Here is a 25,607-nt window from a genome sequence, read left to right as displayed (position 1 = left end):
AGGCGATTCGGTCCCGTCGCGACGCCGTGACGGGGGTGCCGTCGGGCAGGTGACCAACCGGTATCGTAAAGACAATCATGCTTGTACTTGCTGTCGACACCGCGACACCTGCCGTTACAGCAGGACTGGTGGAACTGGAGCAGGCCGCCCTCCATACACTCGCCACCCGGGTGACAGTGGACGCGCGCGCACACAACGAAGTGCTCACCCCGCAGATCCTCGCCTGCCTGGAGACCGCCGGCCGCTCCCGGACCGAGCTCGATGCGGTCGTCGTCGGCATCGGTCCCGGCCCGTTCACCGGGCTGCGCGTCGGCATGGCCACCGCGGCCGCATTCGGTGACGCATTGGGTCTGCCCGTGCACGGGGTCTGCAGCCTGGACGCCATTGCCGCCGACGCGTGGCGCGAACCCGCCGACGAGGCCGCGGAACTGCTCGTGGTCACCGATGCCCGTCGCCGCGAGGTGTACTGGGCGCGCTATCGCCGCAGCGGCCGGGTGGACGGTCCCGGGGTGTGCAAGCCCGCCGATCTGGACTCCGGGGACGCCGGTGCGATCGCCGGATCCGCCTCGCACGTCGACTTTTTCGATCTGCCCGTGCTGCCGGTGGAGACGCCGTCCCCGGCCGGACTGGTCGGTTGCGCGGCCGCCGATCTGCTGGCCGGGGTCGCCCCCGCGCCCCTCGAACCGCTGTATCTGCGCCGTCCCGATGCGGTCGAGCGCACCTATCAGGCGGTGCGATGAACGGACAGATCCGGCCCGGCATCCATATCGAACCGATGGGTCCGGCCGATATCGCGCGCTGCGTGGAACTCGAGAAAGTGCTGTTCCCCGAGGATGATCCGTGGCCGGAGGTGGCCTTCACCTCCGAGCTGGCCGGTGCGCACAACCGCTATCTGGTCGCGCGCGACGACGAATCCGGCCGCATGCTCGGCTACGCGGGCGTCGCGCTGCTGGGCACGATGGAACATCCCGAGGCCGAGGTGCATACGATCGGCGTCGATCCGCAGTGCCATCGATCCGGCGTCGGCACGCTGCTGCTGCGCGCGCTGCTGGCCGAGGCGGGACGGCGCGGCGGGCCGGTGTTTCTGGAGGTGCGCACCGACAACGCGGCGGCCATCGCGCTCTATCAGAAGCACGGTTTTCACATCATCGGGTTGCGCAAGAACTACTACCAGCCCAGTGGCGCGGACGCGTTCACCATGCGTCGTCCGGCCATGAGCGGATTCCCGCGTCCGGATGCGGGCGTCGGGCAGGACACCGAGGTGCTGTCATGATCGTGCTGGGCATCGAGAGTTCGTGTGACGAAACCGGAGTCGGCATCGTGCGCCGCCACGACGACGGCTCCTGTGAACTGCTCGCCGACGAGGTCGCCTCGAGTGTGGACCAGCACGCGCGCTTCGGCGGCGTGGTGCCGGAGATCGCCTCGCGTGCGCATCTCGAGGCGATCGTGCCCGCGATGCGGCGCGCGCTGGCGACGGCGGACGTGCGCAAGCCCGATGCCGTGGCCGTCACCATCGGGCCGGGCCTGGCCGGTGCGCTGCTGGTCGGCGTGGCGGCCGCGAAAGCCTATGCGGCGGCGTGGGATGTCCCGCTGTACGCGCTGAATCATCTGGGCGGTCATGTCGCCGTCGACACCCTCGAGCACGGGCCGATGCCGCCGTGTGTGGCGCTGCTGGTGTCCGGCGGGCATACGCATCTGCTGCATGTCACCGATCTGGCTGAGCCGATCGTGGAATTGGGCAGCACCGTCGACGATGCGGCCGGTGAGGCGTTCGACAAGGTGGCGCGGCTGCTGGATCTCGGATTCCCCGGCGGTCCGGCGCTGGATGCCGCTGCGGCGCACGGTGATCCGCGGGCCATCGCCTTTCCGCGCGGTATGACCGGGCCGCGCGATCCGCGCTACGACTTCTCCTTCTCCGGTTTGAAGACCGCCGTCGCGCGCTATGTGGAGGGCGTGCGGCGCGAGGGCGGGGAGTTGCCGATTCCGGATATCGCGGCCTCGTTCCAGGAGGCGGTCGCCGATGTGCTCACCCTGAAGGCGATCCGCGCGGCCCAGGACGTCGGCGTCGACACGCTGGTCCTCGGCGGCGGCGCGACGGCGAATTCCCGTATCCGCTCGATGGCCGAACAGCGTTGCGCCGAGGCCGGTCTGACCCTGCGCGTGCCCAAACCCCGCCTGTGCACCGACAACGGCGTCATGATCGCCACCCTCGGCGCCCATGTGATCGCGGGCGGGGCCAAACCGTCGGCCCTCACCGTCGCCACCGATCCGGGCCTGTCCGTCTCGACCAGTCAGGTGCGCTGACCCCGCCTGTCCGACAATGCTTGCGTTGCAGGCGAATCGGCGTGCCGGATATGGTGGATTCATGATGTTCTCCCGAGGAAAGGGCGCTGTGCGCCCCCGCCGGTGATCCCCGGCGCGTGGCCGGTTTCCGACGATATCGATGACCGGACCGCGTCCGTCGAAAGCGCGCTGCTCGCGGCTTTTCCCGCACGCCTCGCCGAGGATGTCCGCACGGTCGCGCGGGCCCTGCCTCCGGCCTACCGACCGCCGTACACCCACTGCGACATCGTCCGGGTCGATCGTGAACGCCTCACGATTCCGCACCGGCTGCCTCTGCCCGAACCGAGTGATGATGCGGTCCGAGGTCTTTCCGCGACGCAGGCCAGGATCCTGCACTGCCTCTACAGCCGCCACGACGACGGATACGTCCGCCAACGCCATCTCCGGCGAATCCTGCCCGCCACCGATCCGTGGGTTGTTCCGTATGTAGTCGAGCTCGTCGGCGAATATGTGGTCGATATCGTGATCGACATCCGCCGGGGCCTCACCGACGTGGTCACGGTTCGAACCGCCCAGCACGAGGTCTACGGCCGCTTCGCCGCGACCGATTCCGCCTTCCTGCACGTGATCGGCCAGCGCGTCACGAGCTACTGGCATCGCTACTACCGCAACCGATACCCACGCCGCTACTACCCGGGCCGCGTGATCCTGGACGAACTCGATGAGGCCGCAGACGCGTACCGGGCGGCCTTGGACGAGGCCATCCGCTGCTACCGCAGTCGCCCGCGAGCCAGGGTTGGCGGGTAGCTGTCGGTAGGGCTCAGTCGGCGGAGCGGATGGGGTTCGTGCCCGAGGAGCCCGAGCTTGCACGCGGGACTATTTGTGGGCGAGTAGGGGTTTCGGGGCCCTGGGTGGCGGTGCCCACAAGGGGGCCGAGTAGGTGGGGGAGGTCCGGGAGGGGGATCTGGGGGAGATTGGGGTCCGGGCGCAGGGGCGGGCCCACTGTGGTTTGGGTGCGGCCGGGTGGGTTCGTCGCGGGTTGGGGGGTCGACGGTGGGGTGGTGGCGTCGGCAGGGCGGCGGCCGGGCTGGTTCGAACCCGTTGGGGCGGGAAGGGTTCCGGTCGGCGCCGAGGTGGGGGCCGGGGAGGTGCTCAGCTGGGCGGAATCGGTGGTGCCGACGGGGTTGACGTCGTGGTTGGCGGCGGGGACCAATTCCTTGACGCCGTATCCCACTACCAGGCCGACCACCACCACGGCCCCGGCGAGCGTGCCGATCAGTTTGGTGAAGGTGCTCGCGGTCGTGTCGTTGCCCAGTCCGATCGCCGGGAAGGGCGACGGCTGTGCCGAATCCGCGATCAGCGCCGCGCCCTTGGCGATCGCCGCCTCCGGTTCGGGCACGGTGTGCACCCGGACCTCGAGCAGCTGATCGAGGGCGGAGATCACCGCCGGAATATTCGCACCGCCGCCGATCACGGCGACCGCCTGCGGACGCTTCGGCGCGCGGGTGAACACGCCGGAGACGAACGCCGCGGCGTCGCGCAGCAGATCCGCGACCAGTTCCTCGAAGTCGGCGCGGGTCAGTTTGAGCGGTTGGCCCGCAACGTGATCGATGGTGACCGCGGGCGCGATGGACAGATGCTCCTTGGCCGCGCGGCTGCGGTTGATGAGCATGCCGCGGTTGGGTCGGGTGCCGCGCCGGGCGAAGTGGCAGTCCAGCAGGTGGTGGTAGATCAGCTCGTCGACGGCGCCGCCGCTGACGGACTGGGTGCGCTCGCAGCGCAGCACCGTATCGTCGGCCAGATCGGCCACGGTGACGCTCATACCCGACGCGCCGAGGTCGATGACGCCCACCGTGTCGTAGCGGTCCAGCAGCCCCGTATGGCGCAGGTAGGTAAGCGCGGCAGTGCTTTCCGGAATGAGCTGCACATCGCGGCGCTGGCGCCCGATGGCGGCGCGGATGGCCACCGCCTGCTCCCGGTCGCGATAGGCGACCGCGATCGCGCCCGGCGCACTGACGCCGGCGTCGGTGCGCGACATCGGGATTCCGCTGTGGGTGGGTACGGGATGCATGAAATCGCGGGGCATCTGGGTGGTCATCAGCTCGATCGAGGACACCACCAGGTCACCGAGATCGGAATGCGCCACGTCCGCGGTGACGACTCGGTAGTCGAAGCTCTGGGAGCCGTTCGACGCGGTGCCGACCAACGCCGAGCACACCACCTCGTTCCCGGCGGAGATGCCGAGGGATGTTCGCATGTTCACCTCCCTTCGAGCGGATGGTCACCGGGTCGCCGACCATCTCGAACGGACAGCACGAACCTCCGCGTGGTTGACGGGTGGCCCGAGCGGCGGGATCCGGAGATCACTTGCGGTCTTGCTCTCGTTCTCAGGCGTGCGTGGGGTGAAGCAGTTGTCAAATGCTCGGCGGACGACGTGAGGAAGCATCGGCGTGGGCACGGCGTCTGCGTCGGACGCAACATCACGGAGCCGTCGTCCATAGTGTCACAATCCGTTATCCGAACGTTACAGTTTTTTCGGATCGATTGCTACGTGCTGGCAGCGTGTCGCGTTTGTGCCATTTGCTTTCGGTGGACAGCGCCTCAACTGGTCGTACGCACATCTCGGGTCGGTAACTCGAAGGCAATCTTCAGCACTGCCCCGCCTTGAGCGCTGGCACTCTCCTGTATAGAGTGCTAGTGGCACTGGATGTTGCTCAGATGCCAGCTCGACCACTGAGCAGGGGTCCCGGCACCCGCGACGACGGGGCTGTGCACAGGGTCGACACCATGACCGAAACCGTGCGTCCGGGGAACGGCCCCGGACGCCGAATTCCCTGAAAGTGGAGGGCTCAACGTGGCGAGCGTGAACATCAAGCCGCTCGAGGACAAGATCCTCGTCCAGGCCAACGAGGCCGAGACGACGACCGCCTCCGGCCTGGTCATCCCCGACACGGCGAAGGAGAAGCCCCAGGAGGGCACCGTCATCGCCGTGGGACCGGGTCGCTGGGATGAGGACGGCGAGAAGCGCATTCCGCTGGATGTGAAGGAAGGCGACACCGTCATCTACAGCAAGTACGGCGGCACCGAGATCAAGTACAACGGCGAGGAGTACCTGATCCTGTCGGCTCGCGACCTGCTGGCCGTCGTCGACAAGTGACCGCGCGCAGCGCGATCGAGTCGTGACGAGCTGCCCCGGTGCCCCACGCGTAGGCATCGGGGCAGTTGTCGTTTCCCTCTGACATTCAAGGACCCAACACATGGCAAAGCAGATCGAGTTCGACGAGAAGGCTCGTCGGGCGATGGAGCGCGGCGTCGACAAGCTCGCCGACGCCGTGAAGGTCACCCTCGGCCCGCGTGGCCGGCATGTCGTGCTGGCCAAGGCTTTCGGCGGGCCGACGGTCACCAACGACGGTGTGACCATCGCTCGTGACATCGACCTCGAGGATCCGTTCGAGAACCTGGGCGCGCAGCTGGTCAAGAGCGTCGCCACCAAAACCAACGACGTCGCCGGCGACGGCACCACCACCGCGACCGTGCTGGCGCAGGCGCTGATCAAGGGCGGCCTGAAGAACATCGCCGCGGGCGCCAACCCGATCGCGCTGGGCCAGGGCATGAGCAAGGCCGCCGACGCGGTCTCGCAGGCGCTGCTGGCGGCCGCGAAGCCGGTCTCCGGCGAGCAGGCCATCGCGCAGGTGGCCACCGTGTCCTCGCGCGACGCCGAGATCGGCGAGATGGTCGGCAAGGCGCTGACGGTCGTCGGCAAGGACGGCGTGGTGACGGTGGAGGAGGCCTCCACCCTGCACACCGAGCTGGTCGTCACCGAGGGCGTGCAGTTCGACAAGGGTTACCTGTCGGCGTATTTCATGACCGACCCGGACAAGCAGGAGGCGGCGCTCGACGACGCGTACATCCTGCTGCACCGGGAGAAGATCTCCTCGCTGCCGGACTTCCTGCCGCTGCTGGAGAAGATCGCCGAATCCGGTAAGCCGGTGCTGATCATCGCCGAGGACATCGAGGGCGAGGCGCTGTCGACCCTGGTGGTCAACGCGATTCGCAAGACCCTCAAGGTGATCGCGGTGAAGGCGCCGTTCTTCGGTGACCGTCGCAAGGCGTTCCTGCAGGACCTGGCCGTCGTCACCGGCGGCACGGTGATCGAGCCCGATCTGGGCATCACCCTGCGCGAGGCGACCCTCGATCAGCTGGGCAGCGCCCGGCGCGTGGTCGTCGACAAGGACAACACCACGATCGTCGAGGGTGCCGGCACCCAGCAGGAGCTCGACGCCCGCATCGCGCAGCTGCGCGGCGAGATCGAGAACACCGACTCCGACTGGGACCGCGAGAAGCTCGAGGAGCGGCTGGCGAAGCTGTCGGGCGGCGTCGCGGTGATCCGCGTCGGCGCGGCCACCGAGACCGCGCTCAAGGAGCGTAAGTACCGCGTCGAGGATGCGGTCAGCGCGGCCAAGGCCGCGGTCGAGGAGGGCATCGTGCCCGGCGGCGGCACCGCGCTGGTGCAGGCCGCGGCCAAGCTGGCCGAGCTGCGTCAGTCGCTGACCGGCGATGTCGCGGTCGGTGTCGACGTGGTGCGCAAGGCGCTGGAGGCCCCGCTGTACTGGATCGCCAGCAATGCCGGCGTCGACGGCGCGGTCGTGGTCAGCAAGGTCTCCGAGGGCAAGGACGGCTTCAACGCCGCCACCCTGACCTACGGCGACCTGGTCACCGACGGCGTCGTGGACCCGGTCAAGGTCACCCGCTCGGCCGTGCTGAACGCGGTCTCGGTCGCCCGCATGGTGCTCACCACCGAGAGCGCCGTGGTCGACAAGCCCGCCGAGGACTCGGCTGGCGACGCCCACCACGGCCACTCGCACTGAGCCGTACCGAACGAACGGGCCGTTCACATCCTCGGATGTGAACGGCCCGTTGTACTTTCGACGCCCGCCCCGCCCGAGCGTCCCACCCTCTGCCCTAGGCAGAGGCGAGGCCCCTACCGGTCGTCATTCCCGTGTTCGTCGGCGGATTCCCCGTCGTCTCGGTCGGTGGGTGTTTTCGGCGTCTCGGTCGGTGGGTGTTTTCGGTGTCTCGGTTGGTGGATTCCTTCGGCGTCTCGGTTGGTGGATTCCTTCGGCGTCTCGGTTGGTGGATTCCCTCGGCGTCTCGGTTGGTGGATTCCCTCGGCGTCCCGGTTGGTGGATTCCTTCGGCGTCCCGGTTGGTGGATTCCCTCGGCGTCCCGGTCGGCGGATTCCCCCGTCGCCCCCGTTGGCGCGTTCCCCCTCCTCCCGTCGCCCAATTCCCCCATTTCCCTGTCGTTCGGCCGTCAGGCCGGGCGGCAGGGCCGCGCAGCGACTCTCGTAGGCCCCGTCGCCGTCTCTCTCGGCGCCGTTGGGTCTGTCGGGTCGGGCGGGATGTCAGTGGCTGGTCGCGGAGTTACCGCGATGGTTGCATGCGCAGTGGTGCGGGGCGCGGTCGGTCTGGTCTTCGGCAATCGCGGCGAGCAGTCGATCACGGAGTGTTGCGGGCGGTGGGGTCGCGGCGTCCGAGGCGAATTCGGCGAGCGCGTCCCTGGTCTGCTGCACTTCCTTGGTGAAGTCGGCGCGCAGTGCGGAATCTCCGCAGTCGAGTAACTCCTGCACCGCGCGCTGGTCCTCGTCGCCGATCGATCCGAGCGCGACCGTGTGCGCGAGATCGATCTGGCTTTCATTCATCTCACGTCACTCCCAAACTCTTCTTGAGTCGTGTCAATCCGTCGCGAATACGGGACTTAACAGTCGGTAACCCTACGCCCAAATATGCGGCAACCTCGGCATAGGTCCGGCCACCGAAGTAAGCCAGCGAGATTGCCTCCCGCTGGGTCTCGGTGAGCGTGGCCAGGCCCTCCAGCACAGCCTGCTGCTCGAGTCTCCGTCCTACCTCTTCGGTGACCTCGTCGAATTCGTTACCCAGACCGGTCGCTCCGTAAGCCACCTCGCGCAGCGCATGGGCCTGCTCGGCGCGGACGCGGTCGACCGCTCGGCGGTGCGCCAGCGTCATCAGCCAGGTAACCGCCGAACCCTTGGCGGGGTCGAAATTGGCTGCGGTACGCCAGATCTGGAGATAGACCTCCTGGGTCGTCTCCTCGGCATAGCCGGGATCATGTAGGACACGAAGGACCAAGCCGAATACCCGAGCGCTCGTACGGTCGTACAGCTCGGCGAAGGCTTGCTGGTCGCCTCGTCCGCACCGGGCTAGCAGTGCGGCGAGTTCGATGCTTTCGGCTGCGCGTGCCGTAACCGCAGAGTCCAGGCTCTCCCCGACTTGCCCCTGGAACGAGTCGCCCTCTGCAGCCGGCGGCCGCGTTGTCACAACGCTCCATTCTGTGTCATCGGCCACTACCGTAGCGTGCCGCTATGACCTCCTTTCTGCTGGGGTATCGGCAAACGCGCTGGTGCCCAGCATCTTTCGGACATATCCGGACACATGCGGCGGCGCGCGTACAAGACACGCCGTGACACGCCCGGAACCGAAAGCGGGGCAACAGGTGGGGAAGGCTTCTGGCCATCGCATCGCGGGCCGGATCGGCGGTGGCCGACCGACTCCGCGCGCCTCATCTGTGTTCCCCGGCCGGCAGTTCCAGTGGCCGGGTGTTTGCTAGGCATTCGGCGCGCCCGGGCTCTCGGATGGGCCGAGGGGGGTGACGAATTTCCGAACGGTCGCGACTGCGCAGTTCAGACTGCGATGCGACGCCGATTGCGGCGGGCGTGCATTTCCCGCTCGGTCTCCGACATGCCGCCCCAGATGCCGTACGGCTCACTGACCTTGAGCGCATGGCTGCGGCATTGCATCAGCACCGGGCAGGTCCGGCAGATCTCCTTGGCTCGCAGCTCGCGCTGGGCGCGGGCGCGGCCGCGCTCGCCGTCGGGATGGAAGAACACGGATGAGTCCACGCCGCGGCAGGAACCGCGCATCTGCCAGTCCCAGACGTCGGCGTTCGGACCGGGGAGATGGGTGGGCATGGGCATGTGAACTCCTTGTGGTGCGAGCTCGTCGGCGTCGTCGAGCGATGCTTTGTTAGCAACGGTCTGTCCGAACCACGGGCGCGGCAGATGGCATCCGCCGAGTTCGGGCTCGGACCGTTATCGTCGGAAGTCCGTCGATCGCAGTTCGTGGGCCCCCGAATTTCGAGCGGCGCCAACGACGGCGATGACGTACGTTAGGACGCACGACGAAATAGAGTCAATAGTTTCTCCGTCGGCGATCGAAATGTCGACGGGTCTCAGATTTAACCTACATGCTATTTACTTTCCGGCTGGTACTGGTGATACTGATCGGTTGGCCTGCATCGGTCGTATCCCGGCACGCCTGTCGGAGGGGTGTAAAACGGCAGCTCAGCATAGATTTTTCCACATAGAAGTGCCAACCGCGCATGCGGGTCGTGACGTTGTGCTATGTGCAACAAGCCACACTTCCGAGCAATCCGGAGGCGTCGGAGATGGCCGTACCGAGGCGACCAGGTTAATTATCCGAAAAGCATACGAATTCTTAAGATACGTGCTGAGTGATAGCCCACGTCAGATTTACGTGATGGAAACACCCGGATGGCTTTCGGGGGCTGATCGGTTGCCGGATGTTCGTGTGACCGCGCGGGCGCCATGGATAGAGTGCGGGCGGTGAAGGAGTTGTGTGCGCTGCCGGGCGGGTCGGCGGATCGGGGAAACGCGATGTTCGCCGATGCCGCCTTCGGGTCCCGGCCCGGTCTGCCTGCTGCCGAGTTGCCGCCTGTTGCGGACGATGTCGAGGCCTGGCTGCGGGCCGTTGTGCTGGGCGGTCAGGGCCGCTACGCGGCCGCGCGGACGCAGTTGCGACGGCTGCGCGGCGGCGTGCGCGAACCGGTGCTGCTCTCGCTGATCACCAGTACCGAGGCCTCGCTGCTGCGCCAACTGGGTTGGCATGCAAAGGCATCCGCGCTGGACGGCCGGGCCCTTGCCCTGGTGCTGCCGCAGCTGCGCCGGGCCGGTGGACACCCCGATCCCGCTCTCGCCGAGGCGGTTTGCGACGCGTTGACCGGACTCGCGGCCGACGCCCTCGGCACCGACCGGCCGACCCTCGCGAACCGGCTGCTGAAACGTTGCCAGCCAATTTTGGACGATTCGCCACAGCGCTGGCGTTCGCGGGTGCGCTGGCACTGGGTCGCGGCCGAGACCGCGCTCGCGACGCCCGGACGCGATCTCGTCGGCGCTCCGGCGGCGGCGCTGGCCGATACGGCCGTCGCGCTCGCCGACGCCGCCCCCTCGGTGCGGCATCGGGTCAAGTCCCGTCTACTGCTCGCCGCGGCCGCCGCGGGGGCCGGAGATCTCGATCGGTCCCGCGCCCTGGCCGAGGAAGTCGCCGAGCGGACTCGCGAACACCATCTGCTGCCGCTGGGATGGGCGTGCGCGATGTTGCGTTCCGGCGTGGCGCAGGGCTCCGCCGCCGTAGCGGCCACGGCCGAAGCCGCCCAGCTCGCGGCGGCTCTTGCCACGTACGGCGGGCTATTGCGTTCGGGGAACAGCGTTCTGGGCGGCCCCTGATCCCAGGTGTTGCCGAACGAGTGGATTGAAGCCGCTATTGTTGGACCCGTTCCGCCGGACCGGGCGGAAGCACCGGTCAACACCGACCGTGCCACTTGTAACGCCAGGAATATCTCTGACGATGACGCACACGGGCGAGGAGTTGGATGCCGCCGTCGCTGCCGCAGCGCAAGGCGACCGTTCGGCTCTAGCCCAGGTACTGGAGATCATCCGCCCGCTGGTAGTGCGCTACTGCCGCGCGCGGATCGGATCCGCGGAGCGTGGGCAGCTCTCCGCGGACGACGTTGCGCAGGAGGTCTGTTTGGCTGTGATGACCGCCCTGCCTCGTTATCAGGACCAGGGGCGGCCGTTCATGGCATTCGTGTACGGAATCGCTTCGCACAAGGTCGCCGACGCTCATCGCAACGCCGCCCGTAACAAGGCGGACGCTATGGCCGAAGTACCAGATGTCATATCCACCGACCAAGGGCCGGAGCAGCGCGCTCTCGAATCCGAAACCAGCCGGCAGATGAACTCTTTGCTGGCAACGCTTCCGGAGAAGCATCGAGAGATTCTGATCCTGCGTTTGGTCATGGGTCTGTCAGCAGAAGAAACAGCACTTGCCGTGGGCAGTACGGCCGGTGCTATACGAGTGGCCCAGCATCGGGCGCTCGCGAAACTGAAGTCACAAGTGGCGAGGGCAGGTGAAATGTATGGCTAGGGATGGCGAGCGCGGTCGGGGCGACTGGAAGGCGCGGCTTGGATCGCAGAACAGCGATCCCTATGCCGAGGCATCCGGTGACACCGGACCGGTCGATATTGCCGCGGTCCGCCGCGACGATTCGCTCATCGACGCCATCGCCGGCGACGGACCCGTAGCGACGGACAGTGCCGAGGAGTATCAGCTCGCGACTCTGCTCGCGAACTGGCGGGCCGAGATCGTCGAGGTCCCGATGCCGGCCGGACCGGAACTGGACACCATTGTCGCGGCGGTCAATCAGGAGATCGGGGCTCGGCAGGCGAGGGTTAACGCCGGCCGGGGCAGGCATTTGCGGCTGGTGCGTCCGATTATGGGCGCGGCGGCCGCGTTGGCCCTGATCGTCGGCGGTATGACGGCATTCTCGTACAACGCACAGCCGGGTGATCCGTTATGGCGGGTCAAAGAGGTGGTGTTCAGCCAGCAGGCGCAGACCACCATCGTCCAGCGTGCCGACGATGCTCTGCAGGAGGCGCAGACCGCCATCGCGCAGGGCAACCCCGAGAAGGCGAAAGAGGCGCTCGACAGCGCCAAGACGAATGCGACCCAGGTCAACGACCAGAATCGCAAGAGCGATCTGGAGAAGAAGCTCGGCGAGCTGCTCGCGCAGTTGCCGCCGGATTTGCAGAATCTGTTGACCACCACTCCGCACAGCCAGCCGACCGGCGCGATCACGCCGCCGACCAAGGATCAGACGGCTGGCAATACCGACAACAAACCCACCTACGATCCACGGAGTGCGACCACACCCGGCGAACCGACGGGTGGCAGCACCGAACCGAGTGTGCCCCCGACGCATTCGCAGCCACCGACGGGTGGACCGACCACGGCGGAACCGCCGACCACCGTGCCGGTGACACAGGAGCCGCCGTCGCATGAACCCACGGCGCCGACCACCATTGCCTCTCCGGGCACCGGTGGATCGGCGCCGAGTGCACCGGCCGGTCAGCCGACCGCGCCGGTGGTAGTCCCAACCTCGATCATCGTGCCGGGCGGGCTCATTCCGGGAATCAAATAGAACAGGAACGCGCCCGCCGAGATCCGAGGCGGGCGAAAAGCTCTACGCGCCAAACCGATCGCCGAAAGGCGGTCGGTTTCGTCGTATGGTCGATCAGGCGTCGAAGCCGTCGAACCCGTCGCCGTGCAGCGCCTCGTTCATCGACGCATCGGCATAACCGCGGCAGTAGTCCCACGTGACGTAGGCCTCGGGCTGCGGATCGTAGGCGGGTTCATGCGGACGCACCGTGCCGTCGACCAGAAGCTGAAGAAGGTTGGCGCGCAGCATGTCCCAATCGTGGTAATGATCCTGCCGACAATCCTCGCAGCTGACCACGAGTCCGCGAATGCCGCGGTGCGCCAGCAGCGCCTCGTAGACCGCGAGATCGGCGAGATCCTCTTCGACCGCTAGCCGCTCGTGAGGATCCAGCGGCTCCCCCGGCTCGATGGCATCGAGCGCGGCCGACGGGTCGGAGGGATCTCCGGCGAACGGATCCGGCGGCAGGCCAGGTGGTAGATGGTCACGCACAATCCCACGGTACGCAGAACCACCCCCTGTGCGCCAGCGCTGTTGGCATTTTGGCGCGCCTGTCGCAGCAATTCGGCCGGGTACTGGGGCACATCGGGCATTCGGCGTGTCGACAACATCTGGCAACCGGGCGCGTCGCCGTGTGAGTTCGGCTACAGCGAGGCGGCTGGCGAACTCGTCGGACCGGAGGTGGCGCACTGCGGATTACCTCGGGCCGATACCATGTGTGTCACAAGGCGCCGGGTATTGATCTTCGGCTCCACCAATCCGTCAGATATTCGCGATCCGGGCGTGATCCTCGGATCGTTGCTTTCGAGGTCCAGGAGGGGTCGATCCGATGAGTAGTCCCGTGATGGGCGAACAGGCCGTCCGCCCTCTTACGGGTGGTGACGATCCGAACAAGATCGCCATGCTCGGCCTCACGTTCGACGATGTGTTGTTGTTGCCGGCCGCTTCGGATCTCATCCCCAGCACGGTCGACACCTCGAGCCGACTGACCCGTGACATCCGGTTGCGCACCCCGCTGGTGAGCTCCGCGATGGATACGGTCACCGAGGCGCGCATGGCGATCGCGATGGCCCGTGCCGGTGGTATGGGTGTGCTGCACCGCAATCTGTCCGCGGCCGAACAGGCCTCGGCGGTGGAGACGGTGAAGCGGTCCGAGGCGGGCATGGTGACCAACCCGGTGACCTGCCGCCCGAACGACACCCTCGCCGAGGTCGACGCCATGTGCGCTCGCTACCGCATCTCCGGTCTGCCGGTGGTGGACGAGACGGGCGAACTGGTCGGCATCATCACCAACCGCGATATGCGCTTCGAGGTGGACACCAACCGCCGCGTGGCCGACGTCATGACCAAGGCCCCCCTGATCACCGCGCAGGAGGGCGTCACCGCCGAGGCAGCGCTGGGTCTGCTGCGCCGCCACAAGGTGGAGAAGCTGCCGATCGTCGACGGCAACGGGCGGCTGCGGGGACTCATTACGGTCAAGGACTTCGTCAAGACCGATCAGTATCCGAATGCCACCAAGGACCGCGACGGCCGCCTGCTGGTCGGCGCAGCGGTCGGCGTGGGCGAGGACTCCTGGTCGCGGGCGATGTCGCTGCGCGACGCCGGGGCCGATGTGCTCATCGTCGACACCGCGCACGGCCATCAGGTCCAGGTGCTGCAGATGGTTTCCAAGCTGAAAGCCGAAGTGGGCGACACCATTCAGGTCGTCGGCGGCAATGTGGCCACCCGCGCGGGCGCGGCCGCACTGGTCGAGGCCGGTGTGGACGCGGTGAAGGTCGGTGTGGGCCCGGGCTCGATCTGCACCACCCGCGTGGTCGCCGGTGTCGGCGCGCCGCAGATCACCGCGATCCTCGAGGCCGTCGCCGTATGTAATCCGGCCGGTGTGCCGGTCATCGCCGACGGTGGTGTGCAGTACTCCGGCGATCTGGCCAAGGCCATCGCGGCGGGCGCGTCCACGGTCATGCTGGGCTCGCTGCTGGCGGGCACCGCCGAATCGCCCGGCGATCTGATCCTGGTGAACGGCAAGCAGTTCAAGAGCTACCGCGGCATGGGCTCGCTGGGCGCCATGCAGGGTCGCGGCCAGGCCAAGTCCTACTCCAAGGACCGCTACTTCCAGGACGATGTCCTCGCCGAGGACAAGCTGGTGCCCGAGGGCATCGAGGGCCGGGTGCCGTTCCGCGGCCCGGTCAACCAGGTGATCCATCAGCTGGTCGGCGGCCTGCGCGCGGCCATGGGCTACACCGGCTCGCAGAACATCACAGATCTGCAGCGGGCGCAGTTCGTGCAGATCACGGCGGCGGGACTGAAGGAAAGCCACCCGCACGACATCACGATGACCGTCGAAGCGCCGAACTACACTACGCGCGGTTAGGTCTCGACGGTGCGTGCATGACCAGCCCCGTCCGCGGGCGTCCGCGGTGCCCCGGTGGCGCCGCGAACCCTGTAAGACGGGGCTGGCTCGTGTGCGGACGCGCCTCTAGCGTCGGCTCGGGCCGACCAGGGGCGCGGCGGCGCGGATGCCCGCCAGATGAAGGGCTCGCTGCCGCGAACGGTCGCATCAGCGCGGCCATCGAATAGAAGGAGAATTACCAGTGCGCGATATGGTCGAGATCGGCATGGGCCGGACCGCCCGGCGTACCTACGAATTGGACGATGTCGACATCGTTCCCTCTCGGCGGACACGCTCGTCCAAGCAGGTCTCGCTGGCCTGGCAGCTGGACGCCTATCGCTTCGACATCCCGCTGGTGACCCATCCGACCGATGCGCTGGTATCGCCGGAACTGGCCATCGAACTCGGCCGGCAGGGCGGACTGGGCGTCATCAACGGCGAGGGCCTGTGGGCCCGGCACGCCGATGTGTCCGCGCGCATCGATCGCCTGATCGAGGTCGCCGAGAAGGAGAGCGCCGAGGCCGCGGTCCAGGTGCTACAGGAGTTGCATTCCGCGCCGATGCAGCCGGATCTGCTGGCGGCCGCCGTCGCGCAGGTGCGCGCCGCCGGTGTCACGGTCGCGGTCCGGGTGAGCCCGCAGAACGCTCGCGCGCTTACGCCCGCCCTGGTGCAGGCCGGGGTTGATCTGCTGGTCGTGCACGGCACCATCATCTCGGCGGAGCACGTCGGCGACGGCGAGCCGCTGAATCTGAAGACCTTCATCGCCGAGCTGGACGTGCCCGTTGTGGCCGGTGGCGTCAGCGATCACCGCACGGCCCTGCACCTGATGCGCACGGGCGCGGCCGGTGTGATCGTCGGCTACGGCTCGACCCCGGGCGCGACCACCACCGGCGAGGTGCTCGGCATCGGCGTGCCGATGGCCACGGCGATCGCCGATGCCGCCGCCGCGCGCCGCGACTATCTCGACGAGACCGGCGGCCGCTACGTGCACGTCATCGCCGACGGCGATATCGTCTCCTCCGGCCAGCTGGCCAAGGCCATTGCCTGCGGCGCGGACGCTGCCATGGTGGGCGTGCCCTTGGCGATGGCTCAGGAGGCCCCCGGCCGCGGCTGGTACTGGCCCTCGGCGGCCGCGCATCCGTCGGTGCCGCGCGGCGCGGTCCTGCAGTTCGCGGAGGCCGACGAGCGCCCGACGCTGCACCAGGTGCTCTACGGCCCGTCCAGCGATCCGTGGGGTTCGGTGAATCTCGTTGGCGGCCTGCGCCGTTCGATGGCCAAGGCGGGATACTGCGAGCTCAAGGAGTTCCAGAAGGTCGGCCTGAGCGTTCGCGCGTAGTACTAACCGGTCTGGGTCATCACCAAGTCGCGGAGGAACTCTCGGATCGCGGCGTTGACCGGATCCGGATGGGTCAGGTTTACCGCCTGGTGTGCGCCCTCGATTTCGACGTAGCGCGAATTCGGCAGGCCGCGAGCGGTTTCCAGGGCATGGGTGCGGGCGATACCCGCGCCGGTGGGGTGGATCACCAGTGCGGGACAGGTGATCTCGGGCAGCCGGTCGAGGACCGAATCACGCCCGAGCAGGCAGCCGGCCGCGACCTCGAGGGCCATCGGATCGCGGGCCAGCCAGCGCTTGGTCCACATCGCGCGGTACCAGGCGTCGTCGCCGATCAACCACTGCGCCAGATGTTCCGCCAGCGCGTGGCGAATCGCGGGCTTGTGCCACATATCCAGGAAGCGGCGCGAATTCGCCAGTTCCTGTGGGGTCGGGGCGTGGGCCTCGGTGGCGATGAGGATCAGCGCCGAAACCCGCTCGGGCGCGAGCAGCGCGGTGCGCATGGCACTGAATCCACCCTGAGAGATGCCGCCGACCACGGCGCGTTCGACACCGAGCTGATCGAGTACGGTCAGGGCGTCACGGGCCGCGGTCCAGTAGGTGAACGGCAGACCCTCGTCGCGAGTGCGCCCGTGGCCGCGGGCATCCCAGGCGACGATGCGGAATTCCGGGGACAGGGCGGCGGTCTGGGACGCGAACATGGTTCGGTCCATGAAGAATTCGTGCCCGAGCAGCACTATCGGGCCGTCGCCGCCACTGTCCTCGTAATGGATCTCGGCATCGATCGCACGGGCGAATGGCACGAGCACGAGGATAGCTGGCTCGGCCCCCGCATACGGCCGGGTTGCGCGCGCGGATCGATCGGCCTGGAAGATCGTTATCCCGCGGGAGGCTGCTGCCGATTCGCCGAGCAGGGCCGTTGCGGCGCACGGAATTTCGCCGATGGGGGTGACCATGGCCGTACGGGGGGATACGCAGTCGGCGACTGATTTCGTGAGTACATCGGTAACTCGTCGGGTACGCCCGGCTGTCGGCGCAGGACCTGTGACCAAGTTGAGTAGCGCGTGACTAGTATGGCCTGAAACGCGGGGAGGCGGACCAGCTCCTTAGACTGTGCGCGTGGCAGAAACCCAGCGACCAGTTCTCGTCGTCGACTTCGGGGCGCAGTACGCGCAATTGATCGCGCGGCGGGTGCGCGAATCCAGTGTGTACTCCGAGGTTGTTCCGCACACCGCGACCGTCGAGGAGATCGCCGAGCGGCAACCGCTCGCGGTCATCCTGTCCGGCGGTCCGGCCAGTGTGTACGCCGAGGGAGCGCCACAGCTGGATGCGCGGCTGTTCGATCTGAACGTCCCGGTCTTCGGTATCTGCTACGGCTTCCAGGCCATGGCCCAGGCACTCGGCGGCACGGTCGCCCACACCGGCACCCGCGAATACGGCCGCACCGAACTGAGTATCGACGGCGGCGTCCTGCACGGCGGACTGCCGACCGTGCAGCCGGTCTGGATGAGCCACGGTGACGCGGTCACCGACGCCCCGGCCGGTTTCGAGGTCACCGGCACCACCGCGGGCGCCCCGGTCGCGGCGTTCGAGGATCGGGCGCGCAAACTCGCCGGTGTGCAGTACCACCCCGAGGTTCTGCACTCCCCGCACGGTCAGCAGGTGCTGAGCCGGTTCCTGCACGAGATGGCCGGGATCAAGGCCGCCTGGACCCCCGCCAATATCGCCGATGCGCTGGTCGAGCAGGTCCGCGAGCAGGTCGGTGACGGACACGCCATCTGCGGTCTGTCCGGCGGTGTGGACTCCGCGGTCGCCGCGGCGCTGGTGCAGCGGGCCATCGGGGACAAGCTGACCTGTGTCTTCGTCGATCACGGTCTGCTGCGCGCGGGGGAGCGCGAGCAGGTGCAGCGCGATTTCGTCGCCGCGACCGGCGCCAAACTGGTCACCGTCGACGCGGTGGACAAATTCCTCGGCGAGCTGAAGGGCGTCACCGATCCCGAGGAGAAGCGCAAGATCATCGGGCGCGAATTCATCCGCTCGTTCGAGGACGCGGTCTCCGAGGTGGTGAAAGAAAGCGGACAGGCTGTGTCCTCCGGTCGCTCCGCAGGCTCCGCTCCCGTGGTCGAATATCTGGTGCAGGGCACCCTCTACCCCGATGTGGTCGAATCCGGCGGCGGCACCGGCACCGCGAACATCAAGAGCCATCACAATGTCGGCGGTCTGCCCGAGGATCTCGAGTTCGAGCTGGTCGAGCCGCTGCGGCTGCTGTTCAAGGATGAGGTGCGCGCGGTCGGTCGCGAATTGGGCCTGCCCGAGGAAATCGTTGGGCGCCAGCCGTTCCCGGGGCCGGGTCTGGCCATCCGCATCGTCGGCGAGGTGACCCACGATCGACTCGACACGTTGCGTCAGGCCGATGCCATCGCGCGCGAGGAGCTCACCGCGGCCGGGCTGGACAAGCAGATCTGGCAGTGCCCGGTCGTCCTGCTGGCCGATGTGCGCAGCGTCGGTGTGCAGGGCGACGGCCGCACCTACGGTCATCCGATCGTGCTGCGCCCGGTTTCCAGCGAGGACGCCATGACCGCGGACTGGACCCGGCTGCCCTATGAGGTGCTCGAACGCATCTCGACCCGGATCACCAACGAGGTGGCGGAGATCAACCGGGTCGTCCTGGACGTGACGAGCAAGCCGCCGGGGACCATCGAGTGGGAGTGAGGGCGGTGGCCCTACCCCGCAACGGATTTCACTCACCCGCAAGGGCCGCGTAGTTTCGTGGGTCTCGGTGATTCAGACGACCGTGCCAGAGTGTGCGCCCGGAAGATTCACCGACGACTGTTGCGAGGTAGTTGACGATGAGGGATCCGAAGACGCCGAAAAGCCTGCTGGCCAAGCCCTTCGCGCTGGTGGCCGCGTTGGGTCTGGCCGCGCTCACCGCGCTGACCGTGCTGCTGGGCGGGACCGCGAGCACATCCGTCGCGCGGGCGGTGACGGCCACCGACCAGGTGCAATTGCGGGCCTGTTCGGTTCCCGACAATGCTCGGCACACGCTGGAACTGATCGATGCGGGGCAGTGGCCGCCGCACGACGGTTCCGGCACCAAGGGCGGCACCACCTGGCAGAACCGTGAGGGCAGGCTGCCGCGAACGGGCCCCGGCGGCAACACCATTCACTACCTGGAGTGGGACGTCAATCGCAAGCAGCCGGGCCATAACCGCGATGCCGAGCGAATCGTGACCGGTGACGATCATTCGGCCTGGTACACCGGAGATCACTACGGCAGCTTCTGCCGGATGCGCTGATACGACGAAGGGCTCGGATCCGATCGGATCCGAGCCCTTCCTCTGTTCCGGCTACTTCCTTTTCCGTCGCGGCGAGATCACCATCACCACGCCGACGAGGATGGCCGCACCGACCACGATCCAGCCGATCGGCACCGCGCTGTGCGCAGGCCACGCGGACGGGCCGATGAATGCCCATACGCTCACCAGCAGGCCCAGCACTCCCGCCAGCAGCAGCGAAAACGACGGTCCCCGACGGGTTTCGGACCGGTCACTCATGGATCACCTCCGCATTTCCGGCGTGGACGACGACATTGAGGGTCAGGGTGGGTCCGGTCGACGGCCCGGTGAAGGCCGGGGGACAGTCGACATTGCCCATCTTGGCGGTGCAGATGCTGTGCAGCCGCATATCCGCGGGTACCAGGACTCGGGCATCGCCCATCTTCACCGGTACGTTCACCGTCCGGTCCTCGGTCAGCTTCAGCGAGCGCAGATCCAGCGTCCCCGACCCCATGCCCACGCTGTAGGCGGGCAGCAGATCGGACACCGTGGTCGGCTTCCATTCGTGGTCGCCCATCGCGCCCCGATCGAATTGGACCGGGCCGACCAGCGAGGCCAGGATCACGAATCCCGCCAGCGGCGCGAGCACCACCATCAGCCCCCAGCCGCGGCGCAGGAACGCACCGAAGATCAGGCCGAAGCCGATCACCGCCAGCGCCACCGCGCCGATGCGGGCCGGAGTCATCCACTCCACTCCCGAGGCGGCCACCGCACCGGCCGCCGCGGCGGCGAGGACGGCCAGGCCGATCACGATCGGGGTCAGTCGCGAGCGCGGACGCCGGGGCGGCGGCGGTACGACCACCGGTCTGCCCGGACCTGGTTCGGGCAGATCCCAGGCCATCGGCGCGACGCCGAGCGGGTCCCAGCCGGGCGGGGTGGGTCCGACGCGATTCGGGTCGACGGTGGAGGTGATCCGCTGCGCCGCTGCGGGAGTGTCAGCGGGCGTCGATGCTTTTCCCAGCACCACCGTCGATTCGGTTGCCGAATTCGATTCGGTGACAGGCGCATCCAGGTTCGACCCGGATTCTTTGTGGACATCATCCCGACGCAGGACGGCGGTATCGGTATCCGTAGCGCCGTCGCGTGGAATCACCTCGGTCGGGGCTGACTGCGAAACCGTCTGCGTCGCAGCGTCCTTCGGTGAATCCGGTTCGTAGTGGTCGGGCAGTCTGGTGTACGGACCGTACTGACTCGTCGACCACGGCGAGCCGCCGGGGAAGGTCGTGCCCGGATATCCGGTCGCGGCGATGTCACCACCGAATTCACCATCGGACAGTCCGGCATAGCCCATCGGAGGCTCCGGCTGCCGCATGTACAGCAGCCACCATCCGGCCAGCATCAGCGCGAAGCTGATCACCCCGGTTCCGCCGAGTCCCGCCCCGACCGGACCCATCGTGCTGACCGCGATCGCCAATGCCACGATCAATACGATCGTCTTGGTGGGCGACTGCGTGGAATGGCCCTTGTTGAGCAGGCTCTCGGCCGGTGACACCTGATCGTCGGTCGCGGGCAGCATCAGCCAGGCCGCCAGATACAGCACGATGCCGGCCCCGCCGAACAGCGTCGACACCACGAACGCCACTCGAATCAGGACGGGATCGACCCCGTACCGCTGTCCGAATCCGGCCGCGACGCCGGCGAAGGGCCCCTGCCGCGGATGCCGCACGGGCCGAGTCCGCCACAGATGCTGCAGCTGTTCATTGAATCCGGTCCGACCGGTCCCCCCGGCCGACCCGCTCGCTCTCGTCATGTTCTCCATGGTGGCTGGTCAGCGGCTCCGGTTGCATCGGGGTTCACCCTGAATGGGAACCTGATTCATCTCTCGGCCGACGCACCGGACCCGCAATCGGTGTGGCGTCGACGGTAGTTCAGCGCGAACGTTGCACGCGTGTCTCGTCCCAGACCGGAGTGTCACTTCTGTACACGTTGCCATCGGAGCCGAAGATGAGGAAACTGTCGAATCCGCGTGCGAACCAACGGTCGTGGGTGACGGCGATGACAGTGCCCTCGAACTCGGCGATCCCCTGCTCGAGCGCCTCGGCGGAGTGCAGGTCCAGGTTGTCGGTAGGTTCGTCGAGCAGCAGCATCGTGACGCCCGACAATTCCAACAGCAGGATCTGCAAGCGAGCTTGCTGACCGCCGGACAGATCGTCGTACCGCTGCTCGGCGGCGCGAGCGAGCCCATACCGGTCCAGCACTCGGCCGGCGGCCTCGCGCCCCATGCCATCGCGGTGCTCGTTGCCGACGTGCAGGATCTCTATCAGGGTCTTGCCCGACAGGTCCGGTCGAGAATGAGTCTGCGCGAAATAACCGGGGCGCACCCGCGCACCGAGCGCCGCGGCACCCGAATGCGGCACTGTGGCGAGGTCCAGTTCCTGCACCGGGAGGTGGCCGATATCCGGATCCGTGCCGCCCGTCGCGAGCAACCGCAGGAAATGTGACTTGCCCGAGCCGTTGGAACCCAGTACCGCAATCCGATCGCCGTACCAGATCTCAGCGTCGAACGGCCGCATCAGGCCGGTGAGTTCGAGACGCGTGCACACCAGCGCACGCTTACCGGTTCGCCCGCCCCGCAATCGCACGGAAACGTTCTGCCGCAACGGAACCGCCTCGGGCGGCCCGGCCGCCTCGAACTTGGCCAATCTGGTCTGCGCAGCTTGATAGCGAGCCGCCATCCCGTCGTTGAACTTCGCCTTCTCACGCAGGCTCAACACCAGCGCACGCAAGCGGGCATGGTCCTCGTCCCAACGCCTGCGCAGTTCCGCCAACCGAGCATTGCGATCCGCACGCGCCTGCTCATAGTCGGCGAATCCGCCACCGTGTATCCAGGCGGTCGCTCCATTGACACCAGGCTCGAGCGTGACAATCCGGGTGGCCGCGTTCGCGATCAGTTCCCGGTCATGACTCACGAACAGCACGGATTTGTCGGATTCCGCGATTTTCCGTTCCAACCACTGCTTGCCTGGCACGTCCAGGTAGTTGTCGGGTTCGTCCAGCAACAGCAGCTCATCCGAGCCGGCGAACAGCGCCTCGAGGATCAGCCGCTTCTGCTCACCACCGCTGAGCGTGCGCACCGCCCGCCACTTGGCACGATCGAACTCGACCCCCAAGGCGGCCCGGGTCACACCATCCCAAAACGCTTCGAATTCATACCCACCGACATCCCCCCAGTCCGTCAGGGCGTGCGCGTAAGCGAGCTGCGCCGGTTCCTCGTCCTGCTCGATCAACGCGTTCTCGGCGGCATCGAGCGCGATAGCCGCCGCCCTGAGAGTGTCCGGCGCGACTGACAACAACAGGTCGCGCACCGTCGTCGACGCGTCGTGTACCTGACCGATGAACTGCCGCATGACCCCCAACGTGCCCGACCGCACCACGACGCCACCGTCGGCGGACCGGTCACCGGCGATGAGCTCGAGCAGTGTCGTCTTGCCTGTGCCGTTCGGACCGATCAACGCCGCCTTGACGCCCTCGCCGATTCGGAAACTCAACCCGTCCAACAGCTGTCGCCCATCCGGGAGGAAGTAGTCGAGGCCAGCGATATCTATGTGCGCCATAGTTTTTCAGATAACCTCACCGCCACCGGGCATCGCAACCTGGTTTTCGACCGCGGTCAACGCGTAGGAAGCTGGGAGCCCGCGCGTATCGCCGCGAAATTGATCGCAGGCGCGATGTCGTTGAAATTCGCGACTTTGCCACATTTTCCGAGTGCCGATCCTGCGTCGCGCGGCCGCCCCACACGGCCGCGTACAGGATGCGCGATTGTGATCGGGCGGTTGTGGAGTTCGAATTGGCGACCGTCGTATGTGATCCGATCACCCCGCACGCGTCATGGGCCTCTGCTGGGAGCGATTCGGTCTTCGTGCCCACGGAGGCCGCGGCTGAGCGATTGAATTCGTTCGGTGTCGACCGGAATCGACTCCATGTGATCGGTATGCCGGTTCGTCGAGCGTTCGCCGATGCCGCTGGGGCGGACCGTACGGCGGTCAGGCGACGACTGGGTATCGGCGCGTATCCGGCTGTCGTCGTTGTCGGAGGTGGTCTCGGCGCGGGACATCTACTGAGAACGGTCGATGCCGTCGGACGAGCAAGCGCCGGCGCGCACATCCTCGTGCTCACCGGTACGAATCGGAGGGCCTACCGGGAGCTCACTCGTCGGGCCGACCCGAACGTGCGGATCGAAAAATTCAGAGACGATATCAGCGATATCTACGCGGCCGCGGACCTGGTGATATCCAAGGCCGGTCCGTCCACGATTTTCGAGATAGCCGCCGTTGGTCGACCGCTTTTGCTCACTTACGAGGTGGGTCGGCAGGAGGCCGGGAATATCGCGTTGGCTCTGGAGCTCGACATCGCGAGCGCCCGTGTGGATTTCGAGAAACTCGCCGAGCGGATGGAGAGCGCTCTGGCCGGTCGAGCCCGGCCGAGAGTCGCTGATTCGAGCCCCGCGGCCCTGATCGCGCGATGGATATCGGTGAGCGCACCCTCGAAATAGGCCGGTGGCGCTGAGCCCTCAGGGCATGAATGGGGGTGATTCCCCATGGTCGGTTGTCGGTGGGGCGTGCCAGTATCGAAGGCATGTACCCGTCCATGCCCGCATTCGACGCGCGCGGTGTCGCCGCACCGGCGCCGACGGCCCCGCGATTGCTGCGGCGGTCCGGCGGGCGGGTCGTCGGAGGTGTCGCGGGCGGTATCGCCGATCATCTCGGGGTCGACGTGTTCAAGGTGCGGATGGCCTTTGTGCTGCTGTCCGCGCTGATCGGATCCGGGATCGTCGCCTACGGCCTGCTGTGGATCTTCACTCCCGCGGGCGGTGACGGGCCGCCGCCGTCGGCTTCGGAACGTCGGCAGGGCGTCGGGCTGATCCTGCTCGGTCTCGCGCTATCGGTCTCGCTGACCTGGGCCTTCAACGGGACGGCCGCCCGGGTGCTCGGGCCGATCATCGTCGTCGCGGTGGGCGCTGCCCTGGTGTGGCGCGAATTCGACGCCGAGGGGCCGAGATCGGTGCTCGGGCTGCCCGCCCGGCCGTCGGTGCTCACCTGGACCCGCATCGTGGCCGGGGCCACGCTGATCGTGGTCGGGCTCGGCGTGGTGGTGCTGGCCCGGATCAATCTGAGTTCGCTGGGTTCGGCGCTGATCGCGGTCGCGGTGACGCTGATCGGCGTGGGCCTGCTGACCGTGCCGCTGTGGTTGCGCATGATGCGAGCGCTCAATGCCGAACGTGCCGCCCGCATCCGCAACGAGGAGCGCGAGGAGATCGCTTCCCACCTGCACGATTCGGTTCTGCAGACGCTGGCGCTGATCCAGCGGCAGGCCGACGATCCGCAGGAGGTCACCCGGCTGGCCCGCAGCCAGGAGCGCGAACTGCGTAAATGGCTGTTCGAGGACACCATGCCCGCCCAGTCGAGTCTCGCCGCCGCACTGCGCACCATCGCGGGCGAGGTCGAGGACCAGCACGGCGTGAAGGTCACCCCCGTGACCGTCGGCGATGTGTCGATGGATCCGGGCGAGACCGGCTACGGCCTACCCAAGGAGCATTTCACCGCTCTACTCGGAGCGACCCGCGAGGCACTGGTGAACGCCGCCAAACACGCCGGTGTGCCGACCATCGACCTGTTCGCGGAGGTGGAGCCCCACCAGGTGAGCATCTTCGTCCGCGACCGCGGCGCCGGTTTCGACCCCTCCGCCGTCCCCGCCGACCGCCAGGGCCTGGCCAAATCCATCCACGCCCGCATCGAGCGACGGGGCGGCACGGTCGAGGTCAAGTCGACTCCCGGCCGCGGCACCGAGGTCCGGATCATCCTGCCGCGCAAGGATTCCGAGGGCCAAGAGGAGCAGGCGGGCGAATCGTGGGAGTCCGCCGGTGACGGAGACCAGCGCGACTCGCAACCGATAGGTTGATCAATCCATCCCGGCCGAACGGCCCATGATCCGGATGCCAGCGGACCGGCGTGTGGTG

The 25,607-nt window shown here is 67.4% G+C and carries 24 protein-coding genes; 15 read left to right on the top strand and 9 right to left on the bottom strand.

Translation table 11 applies throughout. The features are described 5' to 3' along the window. Positions 1–77 precede the first annotated feature (77 nt). The 4 genes from tsaB to NP4_RS13830 all read left to right on the top strand — a co-directional run bounded on the left by tsaB (position 78) and on the right by NP4_RS13830 (position 3,090). Positions 78–740: a tRNA (adenosine(37)-N6)-threonylcarbamoyltransferase complex dimerization subunit type 1 TsaB gene (tsaB, locus tag NP4_RS13845; RefSeq protein ID WP_067997398.1), complete on the top strand. Its 663-nt coding sequence runs from the start codon at positions 78–80 to the stop codon at positions 738–740. Then, positions 737–1,273: a ribosomal protein S18-alanine N-acetyltransferase gene (gene rimI, locus NP4_RS13840; RefSeq protein WP_067997396.1), complete on the top strand. Its 537-nt coding sequence runs from the start codon at positions 737–739 to the stop codon at positions 1,271–1,273. The genes tsaB and rimI overlap by 4 nt, the downstream gene beginning before the upstream one ends. After that, on the top strand, positions 1,270–2,304 hold the full coding sequence (gene tsaD, locus NP4_RS13835) for a tRNA (adenosine(37)-N6)-threonylcarbamoyltransferase complex transferase subunit TsaD (RefSeq protein WP_067997393.1): 1,035 nt from the start codon (positions 1,270–1,272) through the stop codon (positions 2,302–2,304). Before rimI ends, tsaD begins: the two co-directional genes overlap by 4 nt. Before the next feature lie 102 nt (positions 2,305–2,406). Then, positions 2,407–3,090, top strand: coding sequence for a hypothetical protein (locus NP4_RS13830; RefSeq protein ID WP_082875840.1), 684 nt, complete (start codon positions 2,407–2,409; stop codon positions 3,088–3,090). A 13-nt stretch (positions 3,091–3,103) separates the two neighbouring features. Here the strand turns inward: NP4_RS13830 and NP4_RS13825 are convergent, their stop codons facing one another. Then, positions 3,104–4,540, bottom strand: a complete 1,437-nt coding sequence (locus NP4_RS13825; protein WP_067997391.1) for a DUF7159 family protein — start codon at positions 4,538–4,540, stop codon at positions 3,104–3,106. A gap of 597 nt (positions 4,541–5,137) precedes the next feature. Here NP4_RS13825 and groES point away from each other — a divergent pair. Both groES and groL read left to right on the top strand, forming a co-directional pair. Then, the gene (gene groES, locus NP4_RS13820) at positions 5,138–5,440 is read left to right on the top strand and encodes a co-chaperone GroES (protein ID WP_062512715.1); all 303 of its coding nucleotides are present in this window, start codon (positions 5,138–5,140) and stop codon (positions 5,438–5,440) included. A 100-nt stretch (positions 5,441–5,540) separates the two neighbouring features. Continuing rightward, entirely contained in the window at positions 5,541–7,151 is a 1,611-nt protein-coding gene (gene groL, locus NP4_RS13815) for a chaperonin GroEL (protein ID WP_067997386.1), read from the top strand. A gap of 536 nt (positions 7,152–7,687) precedes the next feature. On the opposite strand, the gene NP4_RS13810 is transcribed toward groL, so the two are convergent. The 3 genes from NP4_RS13810 to NP4_RS13800 form a co-directional block, all read right to left on the bottom strand. Continuing rightward, positions 7,688–7,984, bottom strand: coding sequence for an RskA family anti-sigma factor (locus NP4_RS13810; protein ID WP_245998267.1), 297 nt, complete (start codon positions 7,982–7,984; stop codon positions 7,688–7,690). Between the two features lies 1 nt (position 7,985). Next, entirely contained in the window at positions 7,986–8,561 is a 576-nt protein-coding gene (locus tag NP4_RS13805; RefSeq protein ID WP_062512724.1) for a sigma-70 family RNA polymerase sigma factor, read from the bottom strand. Between the two features lie 422 nt (positions 8,562–8,983). Continuing rightward, positions 8,984–9,277 (bottom strand): WhiB family transcriptional regulator, encoded by a 294-nt coding sequence (locus NP4_RS13800; RefSeq protein ID WP_062512717.1) that lies wholly within the window; start codon positions 9,275–9,277, stop codon positions 8,984–8,986. A gap of 666 nt (positions 9,278–9,943) precedes the next feature. Here NP4_RS13800 and NP4_RS13795 point away from each other — a divergent pair. The 3 genes from NP4_RS13795 (at position 9,944) to NP4_RS13785 (ending at position 12,579) form a co-directional block, all read left to right on the top strand. Further along, on the top strand, positions 9,944–10,825 hold the full coding sequence (locus NP4_RS13795; RefSeq protein WP_373863834.1) for a hypothetical protein: 882 nt from the start codon (positions 9,944–9,946) through the stop codon (positions 10,823–10,825). Between the two features lie 121 nt (positions 10,826–10,946). Then, positions 10,947–11,525: a sigma-70 family RNA polymerase sigma factor gene (locus NP4_RS13790; protein WP_062512718.1), complete on the top strand. Its 579-nt coding sequence runs from the start codon at positions 10,947–10,949 to the stop codon at positions 11,523–11,525. Further along, complete coding sequence (locus NP4_RS13785) at positions 11,518–12,579, top strand: anti-sigma-D factor RsdA (protein ID WP_082875839.1); 1,062 nt, start codon at positions 11,518–11,520, stop codon at positions 12,577–12,579. Before NP4_RS13790 ends, NP4_RS13785 begins: the two co-directional genes overlap by 8 nt. 93 nt (positions 12,580–12,672) lie before the next feature. On the opposite strand, the gene NP4_RS13780 is transcribed toward NP4_RS13785, so the two are convergent. Continuing rightward, positions 12,673–13,086: a DUF5319 domain-containing protein gene (locus NP4_RS13780; protein WP_062512720.1), complete on the bottom strand. Its 414-nt coding sequence runs from the start codon at positions 13,084–13,086 to the stop codon at positions 12,673–12,675. A 337-nt stretch (positions 13,087–13,423) separates the two neighbouring features. Between NP4_RS13780 and guaB the strand changes: the two genes are divergently transcribed. Beyond that, positions 13,424–14,965 carry an IMP dehydrogenase gene (gene guaB / locus NP4_RS13775; protein WP_082875838.1) on the top strand — a complete coding sequence of 514 codons (1,542 nt, stop codon included), beginning with the start codon at positions 13,424–13,426 and terminating at the stop codon, positions 14,963–14,965. A gap of 220 nt (positions 14,966–15,185) precedes the next feature. Beyond that, positions 15,186–16,319, top strand: coding sequence for a GuaB3 family IMP dehydrogenase-related protein (locus NP4_RS13770; protein WP_067997381.1), 1,134 nt, complete (start codon positions 15,186–15,188; stop codon positions 16,317–16,319). Between the two features lie 2 nt (positions 16,320–16,321). Here NP4_RS13770 and NP4_RS13765 read toward each other — a convergent pair whose 3' ends face one another. Further along, the gene (locus tag NP4_RS13765) at positions 16,322–17,119 is read right to left on the bottom strand and encodes an alpha/beta fold hydrolase (protein ID WP_067997477.1); all 798 of its coding nucleotides are present in this window, start codon (positions 17,117–17,119) and stop codon (positions 16,322–16,324) included. A 310-nt stretch (positions 17,120–17,429) separates the two neighbouring features. On the opposite strand from NP4_RS13765, the gene guaA reads away from it, so the two are divergent. Together guaA and NP4_RS13755 are read left to right on the top strand one after the other, a co-directional pair. Next, positions 17,430–19,028 carry a glutamine-hydrolyzing GMP synthase gene (gene guaA, locus NP4_RS13760; protein ID WP_373863832.1) on the top strand — a complete coding sequence of 533 codons (1,599 nt, stop codon included), beginning with the start codon at positions 17,430–17,432 and terminating at the stop codon, positions 19,026–19,028. Between the two features lie 137 nt (positions 19,029–19,165). Then, complete coding sequence (locus tag NP4_RS13755; RefSeq protein ID WP_067997379.1) at positions 19,166–19,612, top strand: guanyl-specific ribonuclease; 447 nt, start codon at positions 19,166–19,168, stop codon at positions 19,610–19,612. A 51-nt stretch (positions 19,613–19,663) separates the two neighbouring features. Here NP4_RS13755 and NP4_RS13750 read toward each other — a convergent pair whose 3' ends face one another. The 3 genes from NP4_RS13750 to NP4_RS13740 form a co-directional block, all read right to left on the bottom strand. After that, entirely contained in the window at positions 19,664–19,870 is a 207-nt protein-coding gene (locus NP4_RS13750; protein ID WP_067997377.1) for a hypothetical protein, read from the bottom strand. Further along, the gene (locus tag NP4_RS13745) at positions 19,863–21,401 is read right to left on the bottom strand and encodes a PspC domain-containing protein (protein WP_067997473.1); all 1,539 of its coding nucleotides are present in this window, start codon (positions 21,399–21,401) and stop codon (positions 19,863–19,865) included. The genes NP4_RS13750 and NP4_RS13745 overlap by 8 nt, the downstream gene beginning before the upstream one ends. A gap of 118 nt (positions 21,402–21,519) precedes the next feature. Further along, entirely contained in the window at positions 21,520–23,205 is a 1,686-nt protein-coding gene (locus NP4_RS13740) for an ABC-F family ATP-binding cassette domain-containing protein (RefSeq protein WP_067997375.1), read from the bottom strand. Between the two features lie 377 nt (positions 23,206–23,582). Here NP4_RS13740 and NP4_RS13735 point away from each other — a divergent pair, with 377 nt between their 5' ends. Then, positions 23,583–24,143, top strand: coding sequence for a glycosyltransferase (locus NP4_RS13735; protein ID WP_245998264.1), 561 nt, complete (start codon positions 23,583–23,585; stop codon positions 24,141–24,143). An 83-nt stretch (positions 24,144–24,226) separates the two neighbouring features. Next, positions 24,227–25,549 carry an ATP-binding protein gene (locus tag NP4_RS13730; RefSeq protein WP_067997371.1) on the top strand — a complete coding sequence of 441 codons (1,323 nt, stop codon included), beginning with the start codon at positions 24,227–24,229 and terminating at the stop codon, positions 25,547–25,549. The last annotated feature ends 58 nt before the right edge of the window (positions 25,550–25,607 follow it).

The organism is Nocardia pseudobrasiliensis NBRC 108224 (assembly GCF_001613105.1).
GTDB classification, from domain to species: domain Bacteria; phylum Actinomycetota; class Actinomycetes; order Mycobacteriales; family Mycobacteriaceae; genus Nocardia; species Nocardia pseudobrasiliensis.
This window is presented reverse-complemented; position numbering and strand designations above follow the sequence as displayed.

Coding starts and splice junctions, on each gene's coding strand:
- tsaB (WP_067997398.1), top strand. CDS start 78: ATGCTTGTACTTGCTGTCGACACCGCGACACCTGCCGTTACAGCAGGA.
- rimI (WP_067997396.1), top strand. CDS start 737: ATGAACGGACAGATCCGGCCCGGCATCCATATCGAACCGATGGGTCCG.
- tsaD (WP_067997393.1), top strand. CDS start 1,270: ATGATCGTGCTGGGCATCGAGAGTTCGTGTGACGAAACCGGAGTCGGC.
- NP4_RS13825 (WP_067997391.1), bottom strand. CDS start 4,540: ATGCGAACATCCCTCGGCATCTCCGCCGGGAACGAGGTGGTGTGCTCG.
- groL (WP_067997386.1), top strand. CDS start 5,541: ATGGCAAAGCAGATCGAGTTCGACGAGAAGGCTCGTCGGGCGATGGAG.
- NP4_RS13810 (WP_245998267.1), bottom strand. CDS start 7,984: ATGAATGAAAGCCAGATCGATCTCGCGCACACGGTCGCGCTCGGATCG.
- NP4_RS13800 (WP_062512717.1), bottom strand. CDS start 9,277: ATGCCCATGCCCACCCATCTCCCCGGTCCGAACGCCGACGTCTGGGAC.
- NP4_RS13790 (WP_062512718.1), top strand. CDS start 10,947: ATGACGCACACGGGCGAGGAGTTGGATGCCGCCGTCGCTGCCGCAGCG.
- NP4_RS13785 (WP_082875839.1), top strand. CDS start 11,518: ATGGCTAGGGATGGCGAGCGCGGTCGGGGCGACTGGAAGGCGCGGCTT.
- guaB (WP_082875838.1), top strand. CDS start 13,424: ATGAGTAGTCCCGTGATGGGCGAACAGGCCGTCCGCCCTCTTACGGGT.
- NP4_RS13755 (WP_067997379.1), top strand. CDS start 19,166: ATGAGGGATCCGAAGACGCCGAAAAGCCTGCTGGCCAAGCCCTTCGCG.
- NP4_RS13750 (WP_067997377.1), bottom strand. CDS start 19,870: ATGAGTGACCGGTCCGAAACCCGTCGGGGACCGTCGTTTTCGCTGCTG.
- NP4_RS13745 (WP_067997473.1), bottom strand. CDS start 21,401: ATGACGAGAGCGAGCGGGTCGGCCGGGGGGACCGGTCGGACCGGATTC.
- NP4_RS13740 (WP_067997375.1), bottom strand. CDS start 23,205: ATGGCGCACATAGATATCGCTGGCCTCGACTACTTCCTCCCGGATGGG.
- NP4_RS13735 (WP_245998264.1), top strand. CDS start 23,583: ATGCCGGTTCGTCGAGCGTTCGCCGATGCCGCTGGGGCGGACCGTACG.
- NP4_RS13730 (WP_067997371.1), top strand. CDS start 24,227: ATGTACCCGTCCATGCCCGCATTCGACGCGCGCGGTGTCGCCGCACCG.